This is a genomic window from Burkholderia sp. Ax-1720 (assembly GCF_011753035.1).
Taxonomy (GTDB): domain Bacteria; phylum Pseudomonadota; class Gammaproteobacteria; order Burkholderiales; family Burkholderiaceae; genus Burkholderia; species Burkholderia gladioli.
Map to the genome: position 1 here is coordinate 12,136 of NZ_VWWK01000046.1, position 18,929 is coordinate 31,064.

The window sequence follows — 18,929 nt, forward strand, 5'->3', positions numbered from 1 at the left end:
CGACCGATCAGGTTTTAAACCACCGGAAAACGCGGCCGATCAGTCCTCGCGGAGGAGGCACCCAGCCGGGCTTCAGGAAATCGTAGACATCATCGTAGTGATCAAGAGGCTTGACCGGCATCAGTTCCATCGGAATCAGCGGATGATCTATCTGGACGGTAATGCCGCGATGCCAACACAGCTTCGTTTCAAGCGCCCCGTAATAGGAGATGAAATCTTCATCGATTGGATCGTGACTTTTGATCGAAGCATGCTTGGTCTGGATCAGGTCCTCCAGGGCAGGTTTATCCTGCTTCAATAGCAGTGAATAGAAGTCTCGCTGCTCAGCGCACTCGGTCCTGAGTGGCTTTCGTCCATTTTTTGCGATTCTCCCGATCATCTCTGCAATCTGCTCATCGTCGCCACGAATAGCAAGATGAATCATGTAGAGGTGAAAATCGTTGCTGAGTGGGTCATGCCGGTGTCGCGCGAATTGTTCCTGCTTCAAACGCAAAACCTGATCCAACATGTCAACGTTATCCGATAGCAGGGCAACCTCAATTTCCGCCCCCGTGTCGAAAGAACAACCTCCGGCTTCGCCTACACTCGCCAGCGCCAGCTTGATCGACAGGGAATAGTTTTGCTTAAAACCGGAGACGTCATTATCGATAAAGTATGATCGAACACCGATGGCCTTGTGATAACGCGACACGCTGGAAAGTACAGCGCCACGCTGAAATTTTCTCCGCCGCCCGGAACTTAGACCCTCGATTTTATCCAGCATTGCTTTCTCATGGAACGAAATGATTCGTTCTAGATCGTCTCTTTTTTCATTGCCACTCATGGCGTACTCCAATTCGGTTTCACCAAAACCATTCTGCCATCGCCGACCCCAGTCACAACTTTTACTAAATTCCCACCACTTTTTGCTTTGTCGATAATTTCGGCTGTTCGCACTAGATTTGCATCCTTTGACTTTGACAATCTATCAATAGAATAATTAATCCAATCATCGTTCATCTGTGTTTGCAGACTGCCGTTCTCAGGGTTCAATTTTATTGATCCGTTGGAGTTCAGCGGCTTGACTTCATTGACGTACACTTTGTCACCCTTGATGTAGACTCCATCGAAGCAATTGACGCCGCATTTACCATCCAGTGGCGCGAAGCCGTTACGTACGAAGTAATTGTTGGCCACATATTCCCGGGCCTGGCCCTGAAGTTCCGTAGACGGAAGCTGGTCGAGTTGTGACAGCACGCCTTGTTCCGCGGCATTCAGCTTCACCGGCATGCTCTCCATCGTTACCTTGCCGGTGCTAATGAACCCTTTGCCTGTCGGATTCACTGTCCCCGCCAACCAAACGTCAACCGACTCACCCACGCGCGCGGTCGTCGACGCGATCTTGTTCGTAAGGATACCGCCGATGACCGTTTCTTCGATCGTGTAATCCGGTTTAACCGAGCCGTTTTGCGTGGCGAAGTTACTCAACCGACCCTGATCACGCTGGCTTGCGCCTGGCGCGATCGAACCAGGCAACGAGCCCAATGCAGAATTCAGATATTCGTCGGAACGCTGCGCGGGCGTCGCACTGAAATACGTCTGTGCCGACCCATCGGAGATGATCGGCGAACCGCGCACCAGAATCGGCTTGCCCATATACTGCGACAGCATGTCTTGAGCCGCCTGAAGGTTCGCCAGGTAGGAGCTGAGGCCCCCCATCGCGCCTTCGCTGGTCGGATTGTTCGCCGTCTGGATCAGCGTTTGGAGATAGGCCATGTTCTCCTTGTTCGCTGTGTCGTCGACCATTCCCTTCGCCGCGCGCTCGAGCATGTCGGTCCAGTAGGTCGTTGCCTTCGCCACGCAACTTGAATCGCCGCGGCATACCGCTTGCGCTTTCTCCTTCGCGAGTTGTTCGACGACCTTCACCTCTTCTACGTGAAGCTGCCGATTGTAAAGCTCGTTGTTGCTGGCCGACCCAGCACCAGCCAGCGCACCGGATGAACCGCCACCCGCGACTGCACCAGCCGCCGCACCGCCGGCCGTCGCCACGATCTCGTTCAGTGCATTGCGCGCCGCAGCTTGCGCGCTCAGCGGCAACTGGCTCACGGTCTGATCAATGATCGGCTGCGCCAAGGACTGCAACACGTCTCCGGCCAGCGAACCAGCGACCGCGCCACCGAGGTTCCCCCCCGACAGCGCCGCGCCGATCGCCGCCACGGCTGCATGCAGCGCGTCGCGTCCCGCCCCGCCTTCGCCGAACAGCGCCTTCATCTGCGGATTACTGTTTTCCAACTGCGTCGCCGCTTCCGCCACCGCGAAAGTCGCGACCTTGCCGAACGCCTGCGCAAACGCCAGGTTGTTCTGGACCTTCTGCAGGTTGAACGTGTTTTCCACCGTCTGGTTCGCGTTCGCGGTGTCGCGCGACAGGCCAGCCGTGCTATCCGTGCCGTTCTGTTCGTCCGACTTCACGACGATCTGCGCCGGACTTACCGCCGCGTGCGTGACGCCGCTCGCGCTGTCACCCGTCTGTGCGAAAGTCGGCCCTCCCGAGATCGAAAAACCCTCCGATGATCCGGAATACGACATCTTGTTCTGGATGTCGGTAAATCCGAGACTGCCGGTCGTCAGCGTGTTGCTATCGGCCGGCGCGGCGCTCGCGATCTGCGCGCCGTTGAGTTGCGTGTGGCCCGCCACGTTGACATCGAACCCTCCCTTGCCTGCCACGATGCCGGATTGCTGGTTCGCCGACGCATAGTTCGCGTCGATACTGGTATGGCCGATCGATGCGTCGACACCGCCACCTGAGCCGAACGTAAAGCTACCGCTCGCCCCCGTGTTGTGCTGGTTGCTGCTGTAGTTCGACGTATCCTGAAGACTCGTCATCGTCAAATCGCCGCCGACGTCGACCTTGACCTTATCACCCGATACCCGTGCGCCGGTAAGCGTGGTGTCACCGCCCGAGGTCATCGTCAGATTGTTGCCGGCCGCCACCGTGGTGTTGGTTTGCGTGACGCCATCGCCATTGCCTTGGCCATGTGCGTTGGAGCCATTCGCGAAGACGCTGATGCCGGTGTTCTTGCCCACGCCGATCGCCACGCCCGCATTCCAGCCGGTCGAACTGTTCGAGCTGGTGCTCTGCTCGGTACTCTGCGCGCTCTGCAACGTAATCGCGTTGTTGGCATCAAGTACGACGTTCTTGCCGAGTACCGACGCTCCGGTCATCGCAATGTTGCCGGTACCTGCTTGGGCATTTCCGTTCGCGTCCGGGGTGCCGGTCGCGACAATTGAGACGTTGCCATTGCCGATGATCGACGCCCCCTTCGCATCCGAAAGCGATGTCGTCGCATTGCTGCTGCTATGGCTCGACCCGATGCTGAGTTGTACCTGAACGCCCTTGGCGGCCTCGCTGACGTTACCGTTCGACAGGGCATTGGCGGCACTCTTGATCCCGCCGCGGTTCTGGTATGCCTGCTCGGCTGCCGCCACGCCTTGTACCGCCGCGAGGCGCGAATCGCCCGACTGCTGGCCTTGGCGGACGGCGCCTGCCATCGACTGACCGAGTCCGACCAGGCCGCCGCCCAATCCGACGCTCAAACCCGACTGGCTGAACTGCTGCGACTGCGCGTCCTTGTAGGTGTCGTACGCGGCGTTCACGGTCACGTTCTGCGCGGCGACTCCGACATCCTGGCCCGCCACAATCGTGCTCCCCGTCATCGTCGCGTTTTTTCCAGCCTGGATCGTGACATTGCCCTGAGATGATCCGATCACACTCCCTTTGTTCATCACGGAACTGCTTTGGTCCTGCTGCGCGGCCGAGCGCGAACCCACCGTCACCGACAGACCGCCGTTCGTGAGGAGGCCCGATTCCTTCTTGTCGAAATAGCTCGACGATTGAGTCGTGTCTTGTGAGGTCGTGATGTTGACGTCGCGCTTGGCCTGCAACGTGACGTCGTTCGTGCCCACCACGTTGCTGCCCGTCACGTTGATGTCGCGGTTGCTAACGACGTTGATGCCGTCGGCCGACACCGTGCTGCCCTGGCTATAAGCCGCCGTCTGGTCGATCCCGCTCGCGATCTTCACGCCGCTCACCACATTGCTATGGCTGTGCGTTTCGTGCGAGTTCAGCTCGTGCGTTTCGGTTGCCGAGCCGATATTCACATCGCCGCTCGCCATCAGATTCGCATTGCCTGTACTCAAGCTGAGCGTGCTGCCACTGATCGTGAGATCCTTGCCCGATGCAAGCGTGACCGTATCGCCTCCCTTCAGCGTCGTGCCGGTCAGTGCCTGGTCGGACGTGTGCAGCGTCTCGGCATAGCTGCCGTGACTGTCGCTGCCCGAACTGTTGCTGTTCACGGTCGAGGTTGCACTCGCCGTGCCGAGCGTCACGTTGCCTTTGGCCGCGATCGTCCCACCCTGGCCCAGGTCGATCTGCGCGCCGCGCGCGGTCAAATCGCCGCCGACACCGATGCTCGATTGTCCACCGACGCTGACCGAACTACCGGTCACCTTGTTGATATCGGTATTCGACACACCATTGGCCCGCTGCACGATCTTGTGCTCGCCCGTCTGCACGGCACCGAGATCCCAGTTGCCGCCGACATTCATGCCGAGATTACCGCCGACGGACAGGTCGCCCGCGTTCTGCTGGAAGTTGCCACCGGTCGTGATCGAAGCATCGCCCGCAACGTCGAGTTTGGCGGTCGGCCCGAGCGTCGTCACCACGCTCGTCGCGCCGTCCCGGCTCACGCGCGTGTTCGTCTTCGTCGCCGTGTCGAGAATCAGGTCCTTGCCCGCGTCCAATTGCAGGCTGCCGGCCTTCACGTTCGCCGATGTCAGATCGATGTTGTTCTCGGTCGAAAGCGCCATCAGCCCGCCGCCTTGCAGCGCGCCGAATGCGTTGTCGATCTGCTTGCCCTGGATCGCCAGCGTATTGTCCGCCTTGATGGTGCCGCTGTTCGTGAACGACTGCGCGTTCTGGAGATCGATGTTGGTTGCGGCGATCAGCGGGCCATTGACGTTCTGCTGGCTGGCCTGCGCGAGATACACGACCGGCACCAGCACCGACTGGCCGTCGACCACGCGCGTTTCCATCAGGACCACGTTGCTGGTCAGCTTGGCGACCTGATCGGCCGACAGGCTCGCGCCGATCGGCAAATCGAGCGACTTCGACAGATCGGCGCCGGCCGCCATCAGCGATTCATACATCGTCTGCAGGTCCGCATACGGTCCGAGCACCGCCTTGCCCGTCAGCGATGTCACCTGATTGCGTACCAGTTGCTGCTCGTAGAAGCCGTCGCCCAGGCGCTTCGGGATATGCGTCAGGTCGACACCGATCTGACTGAAGAAGTAGTCGCTGGAGATGAAGTTCTTCTGGTTCGTGAACGCCGGGTTCGTCTCGATCACATAGCTCGCGTTCGGCGCGGCGGTCGGCTTGAACAAGCCACCCTGAGGAATGGCGAGGTTGTTCAGGACGTTAAGTGCCGTCGCGCTGGCAAGGATCGGATCGACCGGCGCGGACGGCGCGCCGTGCACCGACGACGCCCCCGATTTCGCGCCGCTCGCGTTACCGCTCAGCTTGGTCGGCGTGAGTCCTGGCACCGATTGCCCCGGCAGCAGGCCGAGCGGCGGAATCGATGCGTTACCGGCCGTGTTATTGACGCTGGCGCCCGTGCCCGAGATCGTGCCGTTCGAACTCAGCGTCGAAAAATAGCCCGGCAGCGTGTAGTCCTTGAGGGAGGCTGGCGCCGCCTGTGTGTAGCCGCCCGGGCGCCCCGTCACGAACGGCGCGTTGCCGAACGGCAGTTGCCAGTCGTGCTCGGTGTTGTCGTAGTTGTTGTAGTGGTATTGCCCCGAATAGGAGACCGTCACGCCCGGCAGTTTCTGGCCGGACGCCGCCCAACCGTCGGCGTCGTAGCGGGCGGGCATCTTGATGTCGCCGACCGCCGCGATGTTGCTCCAGTAGTTTTGCAGCGTACCGACCGACGACGCATCGATCTTGCCGCCCGACACGATCTGAGCGGCCGGGCTGAGGTCAGTCACAGTCGTCGCCGTCGCGCTGTCCGCATAGTAGGTCGTGAACTGATAAACGCTGTTCCACTGACCGCCATGAGGCGGCTCGGTGTAGACCCCACCGATGCTGTCCGGATCCTTCACGCCGATCTGTCCCGTGCGGCCGTTGATCGGAACGCCGAACTGCGCGAGCGATGCCGGGTCGATCTGGCTGGTGGACGTCTTCATCACGCGGCGCGTGCTCGTCACCTTGTCCGCGTGCAGTTCCATGTCGCCGCCGGACTGGATCAGGGCCGACACGTTATTGACGAGCGCGGCGTTCGTATAGCTGCCGCTCGCGTCCTTGCCGCCCGCCAGCACGACCTTGCCCATGCCGAAGATGGCCGCCGTCGCCATCGAGTCGGTCGCGGTCGTGTCGTCGCGGTTCTCGATGTCGTGCGCGAGGATGTCGAGCGTGCCGTTGCTGTCCGATGCCCCGATCAACGCGGTCGGCCCGAGGTTCGAGATCGTATTCGTCGCGTTCAGCGAGGCGCTGCCGCCCACCAGCGCGCCGGTATTGGTCAGGTTGGTCGACTGCGTGTGCAGCAAGCCGCCGGCCGTCAAGGCGCCCGCGTTGACGATGTTGCCTGCGTCGACGCTCAATGTGTTGACCGACTGCAGGCTCGCGTTGTTCGTGAAGGTGCCGGGCAAGGTGAACGCGAGATCGTGACCGACATTGAACTGGGTATCGGACGCTACCGTGTAGTCGCCTTGGAGATGCACGTTGGCGTCATGCGTCGCGCTGTAGGTGCCGCCGCCTTGCAGCGTGGCCGCGGCGACCGCCAGGTCGTGCGTCGAACTGATCTGGCCGTTCGTATTCGTGATCGCGCCGGTTGTGGTGACGTTCACGTCGCCGCTCGAATTCGCGACGTTGCCAAGAGTGCCACCGCTGTTGTCCAAGGCGCCGCCCTGGACATGAAGCGATGCGCCGCTGAGCTGGCCACCTTGCCTGTTGCTGATCGACGCCGCGCTGACCGTCACATCGCCGTTGCCGGTGATGGTGCCCATGCCCGCCACGCCGCCAGCATGGCTGTTGGTGATCTGGCTGCCGCCCTGCACCGTCATCTTGCCGGTGCCGAGGTCGACAATGGCGCCATCCGCGTTGTCGATCGATGCCGATTGAACGGCGAGCGTGCTGGTGTCACCCGCGCTCGATTGCCCGGCCTGGACGTGCCCGCCTTGGTTCGACAGTGCACCGCCGCTCTTCAACGACAAGGTCGCGTCCGATCGCAACAAACCCTGCGCGTTGTTCACGTCGCCCGAAATGGTCGCGTCGATACCGCGTTGCGCGGCGAGGATACCGCCCGCGTTGTTCCAACTGCCAGCGTTGACGACCGCTTGCCCCTTGGTCACGATCGTACCCGAGGCGTTGTTCAGCACATTGGCTCCATTGCCCGGCGCGATCGTCAACGTCCCGGTCCCGGCGTGCGTGATGGTGCCGCCCGCGTTGTTCAGCTCGGCCGGCGTGAGCGTCAGGTCGGTGGCGTTAGTCTGGATCACGCCGGACGCCGAGTTATCGAGCGTGCCGCTGACGTTCATCCCCATCGCCGACGATCCATACTGGGTGATCGTACCGCCGTGGTTCGCGAGATTAGCGGCCGTCAGCGCCAGCTGATTGGCCTCGAGCCTGCCGCCGCTGTTGTCGAGCCTCGAATCGGCGGTGACCGACAGGTTCGGCGCGACGATCGAGCCACCCTGATTCGTCATCGAACCGGTGTGGATTGTTGCGCTCGTGCCCGCACCGACCTGGCCATCGTCGTTCGCCAGCGTACCGCTCGCGACGCTCAGATCCGTGTTCGACAACAGCTTGCCGCTCGCATTGTTCAGCGTGCCGGCGACGCTTGCCGTCAGTCCGTTCTGCGCGTTGATCGAGCCCGACGTGTTGTTCAACGTGGCGGTTTGCGTGACGACGCGCCCATTGCTCGCGATCGCACCACCAACGTTCGACACCGAGCCCGCCCCGCTTCCCAGCGTCAACTTGCCGGTGCCGGCATGCGTGATCGTGCCACCGTCGTTCACCAGCGAGGCCGGGGCGAGCATGAGGTCGGTGCTGTCGGTTTGCAGCGTGCCGCTGGCATTGTCGAGCGTGCCCGAAACGCTCACGCGCATCGCGCCGGTGCCGGTTTGCGTGATCGTGCCGGCGTGGTTCGCGAGATCGACCGCGGTGAGCGAAACCTGATCGGCTTGTACCGTGCCGGCGCTGTTGTCGAGCGTGGTTGCGCTGACCGTTGCCACCTGGGCGCCGATCGAGCCGCCATTGTTCGTGAGATGCGCGCCGGCATCGACTGCAATGCTCCGCGCTGCTCGTAGCGTGCCAGCGCCATTGTCGATCGACTGGCCCGCGACACGCAGATTCGTGTTGGACGTGATCGTCCCGTGGTTCGCGATGTTGCCGCCTAGCACGCTAACATCGCCATTGGCGCCGATGACACCGCCTTGCGCGCCGTTCGCCGTCGTGCCGGCTGCGTTGGTCAATTGACCGCTGGTCGTCAGCGACAGGCCATCGCCATTGAGCGACGTGATCCGACCTGCCGTGTTGTCCAGCGACGCGCCAATCACCGTCATGCCAGCCGCGCTTTGCAGGGTGCCCTGGTGGTTCGCGATGGCGCCGCCACGGATGTCCGCCGTGCTCTCGGAAACCAGCTCGCCGGATTGGTTGGCGATCTGGCCGGTCACGTCGACCGACAACGGGCCTTGCGACGAGACCTTGCCGCCCTGGTTCGACAAGGCACCGCCGCTCAGCATCGTGCCCGCGCCGCTCGACATGCTGCCGTGGTCGTTGATCACCGTGCCGGAAGCCTTCGCGTTGACCGTACCTTGTGCGCTGGTCGTCGCGCTCGACAGGTTCACATCGCCGGCTGTCGCGGTCAGCGAGAGATTGCCGTTTGCTGTCGTCTGGCTGCCGGCGAGATTCACACTGGCACCGGTCAGTGACGCATTGCCACCGGCTGCATTCTGGCCCGTTGCGCTCAACTGGCCGGAGGCCGTCAGGTTCAGGTCGCCGCCCTGGCCGACCGCCCCGTCGTTGTTCACGCCCGCGCCGAGCGTGCCGGTTGAATTGACGCTGCCGGCATTCACGCTCGTATTCTGCTGTGCCGCCAGTGTCCCGCTGTTCGTGAGATCAGTGCCAATGCTTGCCGACAGCGACTGCTGCGCGTAAGTCGTACCGCTGTTCTGTATCCCGTTCGCGGCCGACAACGCGAGGTTGCCGCTCGCCGTCGTCTTGCCCGTGAGCACCAGACGGCCATTCGATTGCAGCGTCAGATCGCCTGCCTGCGCCGCGATCGTCCCTGCGTTCGCGACACCGACGCCTGCCGAGTTGCCCACCAAAAACACCCTGTTGGCATACATGCCGCCCAACTGGGCCACATCGATCGCGACAGCGGGAGCAGGAACGTCACTGGCGATCGGCGTCGCGGCAAGCGTGTCGTGATTGACCTGGTTCGTGCCGGCGATCACGTTCAGATTCTTCGCGTAGATCGCCGCATTGGCCTGCACGGCGCGGGAAATGATGTCGACCTGATCGAGATTGGAGGCATTGAGGCCCGCCCCGGCAACGGTCACGAGGCCGCGGTTGACGTTGTAGCCAGCCAGCGAGCCGTCGGCTCCGTAGAACGGCATGCCCGTGGTCAGGGTCGCGCGGCTGGTATTGATGAAGCCCGCGCCATCCAGGTAGATGCCGGACGGGTTGGCCAGGACAAGTTCGGCACGGGCGCCTGCGATCTCCAGCGCGCCGCGGATCTGGGAGGGGTTCGGGCTATTGACCTGGTTGACGATGATGCGCGCCGCATCGTTCGGCCCGAAGTTCGGGTTGCCGTTGATCCATCCGCCAAGCTGGGTCTGGACCATCGTGGCCGAGTTGTTCAGGATAGCGCCGGCCTTCTGCACGTCGAACTGGTTGTAGGTGTTGACCGACACACCGCTGCCGCCTGGCTTGTTGATATTGACTTGCGGCAGCCCGTTCGGCGTCTGGATCACCGCCGGCGCGCTCGGCCCGGCCCCGACTATTTGCGCCTGGACCGGCGTCGACAGAACACCCGCCACCGTCGAGGCGGCCAGCACCGCGGCAGCGCGCATGTCTGACGATCGCTTGACCCGCCGCGCCTCGCCGCTTGCGGATTTGCCCTCGGCCGTGGTCGTCTCGGCGACGGCCACCACCATCCCCCGAAGCCTGGAATACACCAGGCGATGTGCATTCTTGTTCATTCTCTTCGACGTGGCCTGCGTCCATTTCGTTAGTTATGGGACGCGAGCTTACCGAAGCGATGAAAGATAACTGTCAACAATTGCCAAGTTCTTGACGCAAAATCGCCCAAGTTCTGAATTTCAGATGAATCTGATTGATTCGTCTGATTGAGTTTCCAAAGCAGGTCAAATCCCGGTCGACTTGCCGTGCCGGCTGCATCTCGTTACTACGCAGATAAGTTTTCTTATCTCAACGACTCGATTGAGAGAACAAACTCCCCCACCCGAAATCCCCCCTCGCTTCGCATTACCCGACATGCACGTCGACTCCGAAAGCCAAATGATCGGAAGAAATCACATCGCAGTAATGCCGCGCCGCTAAGGTCTGGGGCACGGCAAGCGGCGGCACGCTCGTCGCCGCTGCCGTCAATGGAGATTAACGACATGCCCCGTGTTCGATTCCCCGTTTCGATGACCCTCAAGTCCCTCGCCGCCGCGGCCCTGCTCGGCCTGGCTTCGGCCGGCGCGCAGGCCGCCCTGCCCGATCCCACTACCCAGATCACCCAAAGCGGATATTCGACCGTCTATCTCGGCGTCGATGCCGAAACCGCGACGGTGCCCTCGAACCCCGCCACGGCGGGCGGCAAGCCGACCCTCAGCCGCGCCTACGTGATGCGCATCGACCTGCGCGCGCCGGGCGTGAGCGTGGAGACCACCGGCCATAGCGGCCCGCTGATGACCACCGCGGAAACCATTTCGCAATTCGCGGCCCGCACCGGCGTGCGTCTCGCGATCAACGCGAACTTCTTCGCGCCCTGCTGCGCGGCCACGCCCGAGCCGAAGACGGTGATCGGCCTGCTGGTCTCGCACGGCCAGGTGGTGAGCCCGCTCACCAGCGATCCGACCCAGAGCGAGGCGGTGCTGGCGATCACGCGCCAGGGCCGCGCCTATATCGCGCAGGCGCCGCAGATCTCGGCGCAGGACCTGAAGCTGATCGACACCGCGGTGGCCGGCTCGGCGATCCTGCTGAAGAACGGCGAGGACCTCAGCGCGCAAAGCCCGAACGAAGGCGACCCGCTCAATCCGAACCCGCGCACCCTGGTTGGCCTCTCGCACCAGGGCCGCTATCTGTACTTCGTGGTAATCGACGGGCGCCTGCCCGGTTATTCGACCGGCACCACTAACGCGCAATCGGCCCAGCTGATGAAGGCGATCGGCGCGGACGACGCGATCAACCTCGACGGCGGCGGCTCGACGGAACTGGTGCGCGCCGACCAGACCGGCGTGCCCTTCATCGTCAACACGCCGAGCGGCGGCGCCGAGCGCTACGACGCCTCGGCGATCGGCGTGCACGCGATCAAGCTGCCGAGCCTGCCGGCCCTGCCGTTCTGATCGCGAAAAAGAGGAGAGTGAAGCCGATCCGGCTTGCTTGACCGGCCGGGCGCCAAGGCGCCCGGCTTTTTCGAGGCGAACCCGGCTGTCGCCGGTCCGCCGGAGAGACCGTCATCGATGAATCGCGCCGCGCGGCGCGCATCCTCAGCCCAGCTCGGCCAAATCCCCCTGACCGAGCACCTCGAGCGCGGCCGCGCAGGCGCCGCGCAACTGCTCGCGCATCAGCGCGGGCCCTTCCGGCGAACGCGCGACGATCGCCTCGCGGATCCTCAGCGCCATCTCGAACGAAGCGCGCATGCGGCCGCCGCGCGCCATCGCGATGCGCCGCAGGCGCCGCACCGGCCCGATCAGGGCCGCGTGGTTGGCCTGCAAGGTGCGGTTGTCGGCGATGGTCATGACGATCGCGTAGAAACGATCGAGCGCGTCCACATAGGCGCCGGCGTCATCCGCCTCGACGCTGGCACGCATCGCCGCGATCACCTCGTCGAGCTGGGCGCCGCCCAGCGCCGTGATGCGCTCCGCGGCCAGTTGCACCGCCAGGCATTCGAGCGCCGCGCGCACCGTGTAGATCTCCTCCACGTCGCGCGGCGTCACGTTGCGCACATAGGCGCCCACGCGCGGCACGATCGTCACCAGCCCTTCGCGCTCCAGTTGCGCGAAAGCCTCGCGCATCGGCGTGCGGCTCACGTCCAGCTGTTTGGCGACCTGGACTTCGGACAAACGGCTGCCCGGCGCGAGCACGCCCTCCACAATCGCCTCGCGCAAGGCCGGCACCACCAGGCCCTCGCTGAGGGAATCGCCGGAGGCTTCGATCATGCGCAGGCGCGCGTGGTGACGCTTCGCGATCGAGCCGAGCGAGTTGGCCGCCGCTTCGGATTCGCCGCTCGCAGACGGCTTTCGGACGCTTTTTGGATTGGGCATTGACACCTCGAGGGTTTACTGAATACGCTGTATACAGATTATACACATGGAGACGAGATGGACCGAAACCCTTTGTCTGAGCCGGTTCTGATCGAACGGCAGGCGCACGTGCTGAGCTTCACGCTGAACCGCCCCGAGCACGGCAACGAGATTTCCGCGGCGATGTTCGAGGCGATGTCGGCGGCCCTGCGCGCCGAGGCGCTGGAGCCGGTGGCGCGCGTGCTGCGGATCCGCGCCAGCGGCGAGCCGTTCTGCCTCGGCCGCGAACGCGCCGGCACCGATGCCGTGTCGATCCGCCGGGAAGTGGCGCGGCTGATCGAGATGAAGCGCCTGTTGCGGGCCAGCTCGCTGATCTCGATCGCCGAGGTGCAGGGCGATGCGATGGGTTTCGGCCTGGGCCTGGCGATGCTGTGCGACTTCACCCTGGTGGCTGCCGGCGCCAGGCTCGCCTTCCCCGAAATGCGCAAGGGCCTGCCGCCCGCCGCGATCATGGCCTACGCGGGCCGCTACGCGCTGCCCAAGGCACTGTTCCCGATGCTGCTGTTCGGCGATGCGATCACGCCCGAGGAAGCCCTGCGCGCCGGGCTGGTCACGCGCGTGTGCGAACGCGAGGCGCTGGCCGCCGAAGCCGAGCGGCTGGTCGAACGCGTGCGCGCGCTCGACGACACCGGCGCGCGCCAGTGCAAGGCATTCTTCCACGGCGCGCTGGAGAGCAGCATCGAGGAGAACTTCCGGGCCGCCACCGACATGCTGACGGTCAGCAGCCTGCGACTGATGCAGGCCCGCTGAGCCGCCCGCGCGAGGTTCGCCGCAACGAAACAGGCGCGGGCCGCTGGCACCGCGCCGGATGGAGACAAGCATGATCGTCAATGCAGGCCCCAGGCTCGACCGCTTGCCGATGTCGCCGTTTCATCGCCGCATCATGTGGCTGATCGGCATCGGCATGTTCTTCGATGGTTTCGATATCTATGTCGCCTCGACCGTGCTCGGCGCGACGCTGCAATCCGGTTTCTCGACGCTGACGCAGAACGCGCTGTTCGTCTCGCTGACCTTCCTCGGCATGATGCTCGGCTCGCTCGTCACCGGCTTCCTGGGCGACCGCTTCGGGCGGCGCTTCACCTACCAGGCCAACCTGGCGATCTTCGGGATCGCCTCGCTGGGCGCGGCGCTCGCGCCGAACATGACGCTGCTGATCGCCTGCCGCTTCGTGATGGGGCTGGGGCTGGGCGCCGAGAACGTGGTCGGCTATTCGACGCTGGCCGAATTCGTGCCGCCGGCCAGGCGCGGCCGCCTGCAGGGCCTGATGGCCGTGTTCGTGGTGAGCGGCCTGCCGGTGGCGGGGCTGATCGGCCTGCTGCTGATCCCCTCGCTGGGCTGGCGCGCGATGTTCGTGGTGGGCGGCCTGGGCGCGCTCGGCGTCTGGTACGCGCGCAAGTCGCTGCCGGAATCGCCGCGCTGGCTCGAGTCGGTCGGCCGCGACGAGGAGGCCGAGGCGATCATGACGCGCATCGAGACCGAGGTGGCCGCCTCGCGCGGCGGCCAGCCGCTGCCGATGCCGGTCGCCGCGCGGGCCGCGGCGCCCTCGCCCGCCTCGTTCCGCTCGCTGTTCGCCGGCTCGCTGCTGCCGCGCATGATCGTCGGCTGCGTGACCCTGGTGGTGATCAACACGCTGCTCTACGGCTTCGTGACCTGGCTGCCGACCTTCTTCGTGCACCAGGGCATGAGCATCGCGAAATCGTTCGGCTTCGCGCTGGTGATGTCGGTCGGCGCGCCGATCGGCAGCGCGATCGGCGCATTCACGGCCGATGCCTGGGGCCGCAAGCCGACCATCATCGGCGCCTCGCTGGCGGCCATCCTGTTCGGCGCGATCTACCCCTTCGTCGCCAGCCCCACGCTGCTGCCGGTGATCGGCCTGCTGCTCACCATCCCGATCTACGTGCTGGTGGCCCTGCTGTTCGCCGTCTACGTGCCCGAGCTGTTCCCCACCGCGGTGCGGCTGCGCGCCTCCGGCTTGTGCAACACGCTCGGACGCGGCGCCACCATCGTCACGCCCTTCATCGTGGTGGCGCTGTTCTCGCGCTACGGCATCGTCGGCGTGCTGGCCCTGATGATCGGCCTGCTCGCGATCCAGATCGTGGTGGTCGCCTGGCTCGGCGTCGAGCCCAGCGGCGAACGCCTCGAGGACCTTCTGCCCGACGCGCCGGACATGCCCGACGCGCCCGGCGCGCAGCACGTCGAGGCGCGCGCCGCCTCCCTGAAATGAATCGTTTTGCCCCAAGGACACTCATGGACACCTCCAACCCGAATTCGCTCGACGCGCCGCTGCTCATCGACGGCCAATGGACCACCGCCGAAGGCGGCCGCACCCTGCCGATCCTCAATCCCGCCACGGGCGCCGAGATCGGCGTGCTGGCCGCGGCCAGCGCGCGCGACGTCGATCGCGCGGTGCAGGCCGGGCATCGCGCCTTCGAGGGCGGCGCCTGGCGCGACCTGCCGATCCAGCAGCGCGCGCGCATCCTGAACCGCTTCGCCGACCTGTTCGAGGCCGATCTCGAGCAGTTCTACAAGCTGGAGACGCTCAACAACGGCCGGCCGATCACCGAGACGCGCGCGCAGATCTCGCGGCTGCCGCAGTTCTATCGCTACTTCGCCGCGCTCGCGCTGACGCGCCGCAGCGACGTGATCCCGATCGAGGGCCCCTACCTCTGCTACACGCAGCGCGTGCCGCTCGGCACGGTGGCGCTGATGACCTCCTTCAACCATCCGCTGATGATCCTCTCCAAGAGCCTGGCGCCCGCGCTGGCCACCGGCAACAGCGTGGTGATCAAGGCCTCCGAGCAGACCCCGCTGACCACCGTGCGGCTGGTGCGCCTGCTGCAGGAAGCCGGCGTGCCGCCGGGCGTGGTCAACGTGGTGAACGGCGAGGGCCGCGAGGCCGGCGCCGCGCTCGCCAATCACTCGCTGATCCGCAAGGTGGTGTTCACCGGCGGCACCGAGGTGGGCCGCTCGATCGGCGAGGCGGCCGCGCGCAACTTCGCGCTGACCACGCTCGAGCTGGGCGGCAAGGGCGCGGTGATGCTGTTCGACGATTTCGACCTGGAGCGCGCGGTGAACGGCGCGGCCTTCGCGTCCTTCATCGGCGCCGGGCAGACCTGCGTGTGCGGCGCGCGCATCCTGGTGCAGAAGTCGATCTACGCGGCCTTCCTGGAGCGCTTCCGCGCCAAGGCGGCCGGCATTCGCGTGGGCGACCCGGCCGAGCTGAAGACCCAGCTCGGGCCGGTGATCTCCGAGCGCTCGCGCCAGCGCATCCTGGCGATGCTGGAGCGCGCGCAGCAGGCCGGCGCGAAGCTGCTGACGGGCGGCGGCACGCCGGCCGGGCTCGACGCCGGCTTCTTCATCGAGCCGACCGTGCTGTACGACGTCGACCCGTATTCGGAAATCGGCCAGGAAGAAGTGTTCGGGCCGGTGACCGTGGTGATGCCCTTCGACGACGAGGCCGACGCGCTGCGCATCGCCAACGCCACCCAGTTCGGCCTCGCCGCCTCGGTGTGGACGCAGGACGTCGCGCGGGCGCACCGGGTCGCCTCGAAGCTCGAATTCGGCATGGTGTGGATCAACGATCACCACCGGCTCGACCCGGCCTCGCCCTGGGGCGGCTTCAAGAACAGCGGCGTGGGCCGCGAGACCGGCATCGAGTCCTTCGACCAGTTCAGCGAGCCGCGCGCGGTGACCGTCAACACCAGCGGCAAGACCGTCGACTGGTATGCCGACGACGGCGAACTCAAGCGCCTGAACTGACCGCGATGGCGAGGCGGCGCCCGCTGCCTCGCTCCGGCATCGACGAAGATCGTGCATGCCCGCCGTCGGCGGGCGTTGTCATCGAACCACAGTCGGGCACCCCGGCCCGACGCGTCTGGCTGCGCCATCCACGTGCGCCGCGCACCATCCTCGGGCGCGCGGCAGCGGCCAAGCCGCCGGCGCGCCCGCTCCCCCCTCTCCCCGCGAACCGCCGCGCCGCCCGCAAGCGCGCGCCGGGCCTCGCTCGCGCGGTCCGGCGCCGGCACGACGTCGCCATGCCCGGCACCGTGCATCCTCCGCCATCCCCATAAATCGAATTGATGGATTCATAAAAATCACAAACTTTTTTTATTCATCCCGGCTTCGTATAGTCGAGCCCGTTCCCAAGCAATCCCAATCATTCGAACGACTCGCACCCACCACACGCATGAAGACCTCTCTCAAACTCGCCTCACTCGCGGTGCTCGGCGCGGTCGCGATCCAGGCATCGGCGCAGAGCAGCGTGACGCTGTACGGCCTGATCTCGGCCGGCGTCGGCTACGCCACCAACCAGGGCGGCAAGAACGCCTGGCAAGCCCTGTCCGGCACCAACCAGAATCCGCGCTGGGGCCTGAAGGGCAAGGAGGATCTGGGCGGCGGGCTGAGCGCGATCTTCCAGCTCGAGAACGGCTTCAACGTGATGACCGGCACCGCCTCGCAGAACGGCCGCATGTTCGGGCGCACCGCGCTGGTGGGCCTGGCGGACAAGCGCTACGGCACCCTCACCTTCGGCCGCCAGTACGATGCGATCCACGACTACATCGGCCCGATCATCATCGCCAGCAACGGCGTGAACATCGGCGACAACGACAACGGCTACAACGACATCCGCGTGCAGAACTCGGTGAAGTACGTGAGCCCGGAATGGTTCGGCCTGAAGGGCACCGCGCAATACGGCTTCAGCAACGCCACCGGCTTCGCCAACAACAACGCCTACAGCTTCGGGCTCGGCTACGAGCATGGCCCGCTGCGCTGGAGCGCCGTCTACGCGCAGTACAACAACCCGTTCAGCCCGAGCAACCCGGACGGCGCGATCTCGAACGACTACGCCTCGCCGATCCTGATCTTCGACAAGAGCGCGACGAACCCGTCTGTCTTCGCCAAGCGCCAGCGCATCGCCGGCACCGGCGGCTTCTACACGATCGGCCATGCGCAGTTCGCCGCGCTGTTTACCGACGTGCATTACGACTACCTGGATAATTCGCACCTGCATCTGCAGAACATGGGCGTGAACGTGGTCTACACCATGACGCCGGCGCTGTTCCTGGGCGCGGCCTATGGCTTCACGCGCGGCACCTACGACGTGATCAACCAGAAGCCCAAGTGGCACCAGGTCAACCTGCAGGCCGACTACTTCCTGTCGAAGGCCACCGACATCGCGTTGACGGTGATCGTGCAGCAGGCCGCGGGCGACGCGTCCCATGCGCAGATCTTCGCCTTCGCGCGCTCGACCACCAATCGCCAGATGGTGGCCACGCTCGGCATCCGTCACGTCTTCTAACTCCGGAAAACCATGTCCAACACCAGCAGGCGCTCCTTCCTCAAGACCGGCACCGCGCTCGCGGCCGGCACCTTGCTGCCGCTCGCCGGCTTTGCCGCCGGCGAACGGCGCAGCGTGATCATCGACTGCGATCCGGGCCAGGACGACGCCATCGCGATCCTGTTCGCGCTCGGCGCCAGCGACCGGCTCGACGTGCGCGCGCTGACGGCGGTGGCCGGCAACGTGCCGCTCGATCTGACCGAACGCAATGCGCGCATCATCCGCGACTGGGCGGGACGCACCCGGTCGCTGCCGGTCTACGCCGGCTGCCCGCGCCCGCTGATGCGCGAGCTGATCACGGCCGCCAACGTGCACGGCAAGACCGGCCTGGAAGGCGTCGAGCTGCCCGAGCCGCAGGCGCCGGTCGCGCCGCAGCACGCGGTGCAGTACCTGGTCGAGACGCTGCGCGCGGCGCCGAAACAGAGCGTGACGATCTGCGCGCTGGGCCCGCTGACCAATCTCGCCACCGCGCTGACCGAGGCGCCCGAGATCCGCGACGCGCTGCGCGAGATCGTGCTGATGGGCGGCGCCTTCTTCGAGCGCGGCAACATCACGCCGGCCGCCGAGTTCAATGTCTATGTCGACCCGGAAGCGGCCCGCATCGTGCTGGCCTCGGGCGTGCCGATCGTGGTGCTGCCGCGCGACGTGGCGGTCAAGGCGCCGATCACGCCGGCGCGCATCGAGCCGTTCCGCGCGCTCGGCAACCGCTGCGGCAAGGTCGTGGCCGACATCATGGCGGCCGAGGTGGCCTACCAGAACAAGCGGCGCGGCGTCGAGTCGGCGCCGATGTACGACCCGAGCGCGACCGGCTACCTGGTCGATCCCTCGCTGTTCAAGGGCAAGCTGGTCAATGTCGAGGTGGAGACCACCGGCCAGTGGACACTCGGCGAGACGGTGGTGGACTGGAGCGGGCACAGCGGCCGCAAGCCGAACGCGACCTGGATCACCGAGGTCGATGCGGATCGCTTCTACGCGACGCTGCGCGAGAAGATCGCGACGCTTCCCTGAGGGCGCGTCGCGCGGAACG

The 18,929-nt window shown here is 65.1% G+C and carries 9 protein-coding genes; 6 read left to right on the forward strand and 3 right to left on the reverse strand.

Translation table 11 applies throughout. The features are described from left to right. Window positions 1–7: 7 nt before the first annotated feature. The gene (locus F3J18_RS16010; protein WP_240154559.1) at window positions 8–823 is read right to left on the reverse strand and encodes an Imm49 family immunity protein; all 816 of its coding nucleotides are present in this window, start codon (window positions 821–823) and stop codon (window positions 8–10) included. Next, the gene (bcpA, locus tag F3J18_RS16015) at window positions 820–10,233 is read right to left on the reverse strand and encodes a contact-dependent inhibition toxin BcpA (RefSeq protein ID WP_166913309.1); all 9,414 of its coding nucleotides are present in this window, start codon (window positions 10,231–10,233) and stop codon (window positions 820–822) included. The genes F3J18_RS16010 and bcpA overlap by 4 nt, the downstream gene beginning before the upstream one ends. Before the next feature lie 450 nt (window positions 10,234–10,683). Here bcpA and F3J18_RS16020 point away from each other — a divergent pair, with 450 nt between their 5' ends. Further along, the gene (locus F3J18_RS16020; RefSeq protein ID WP_025101221.1) at window positions 10,684–11,604 is read left to right on the forward strand and encodes a phosphodiester glycosidase family protein; all 921 of its coding nucleotides are present in this window, start codon (window positions 10,684–10,686) and stop codon (window positions 11,602–11,604) included. Between the two features lie 144 nt (window positions 11,605–11,748). On the opposite strand, the gene F3J18_RS16025 is transcribed toward F3J18_RS16020, so the two are convergent. Further along, a complete protein-coding gene (locus F3J18_RS16025; protein WP_166913310.1) occupies window positions 11,749–12,525 on the reverse strand; it encodes a GntR family transcriptional regulator in 777 nt (258 codons plus the stop codon). 57 nt (window positions 12,526–12,582) lie between these two features. On the opposite strand from F3J18_RS16025, the gene F3J18_RS16030 reads away from it, so the two are divergent. The 5 genes from F3J18_RS16030 (at window position 12,583) to F3J18_RS16050 (ending at window position 18,910) form a co-directional block, all read left to right on the forward strand. Next, window positions 12,583–13,314, forward strand: coding sequence for an enoyl-CoA hydratase/isomerase family protein (locus F3J18_RS16030; RefSeq protein WP_025101222.1), 732 nt, complete (start codon window positions 12,583–12,585; stop codon window positions 13,312–13,314). Window positions 13,315–13,384: 70 nt separating this feature from the next. Continuing rightward, a complete protein-coding gene (locus tag F3J18_RS16035) occupies window positions 13,385–14,788 on the forward strand; it encodes an MFS transporter (protein ID WP_025101223.1) in 1,404 nt (467 codons plus the stop codon). 23 nt (window positions 14,789–14,811) lie between these two features. Next, entirely contained in the window at window positions 14,812–16,323 is a 1,512-nt protein-coding gene (locus tag F3J18_RS16040; protein ID WP_166913311.1) for an aldehyde dehydrogenase, read from the forward strand. A 427-nt stretch (window positions 16,324–16,750) separates the two neighbouring features. Next, entirely contained in the window at window positions 16,751–17,863 is a 1,113-nt protein-coding gene (locus F3J18_RS16045) for a porin (RefSeq protein ID WP_166913312.1), read from the forward strand. Between the two features lie 12 nt (window positions 17,864–17,875). After that, the gene (locus F3J18_RS16050; protein WP_166913313.1) at window positions 17,876–18,910 is read left to right on the forward strand and encodes a nucleoside hydrolase; all 1,035 of its coding nucleotides are present in this window, start codon (window positions 17,876–17,878) and stop codon (window positions 18,908–18,910) included. Window positions 18,911–18,929: the final 19 nt, after the last annotated feature.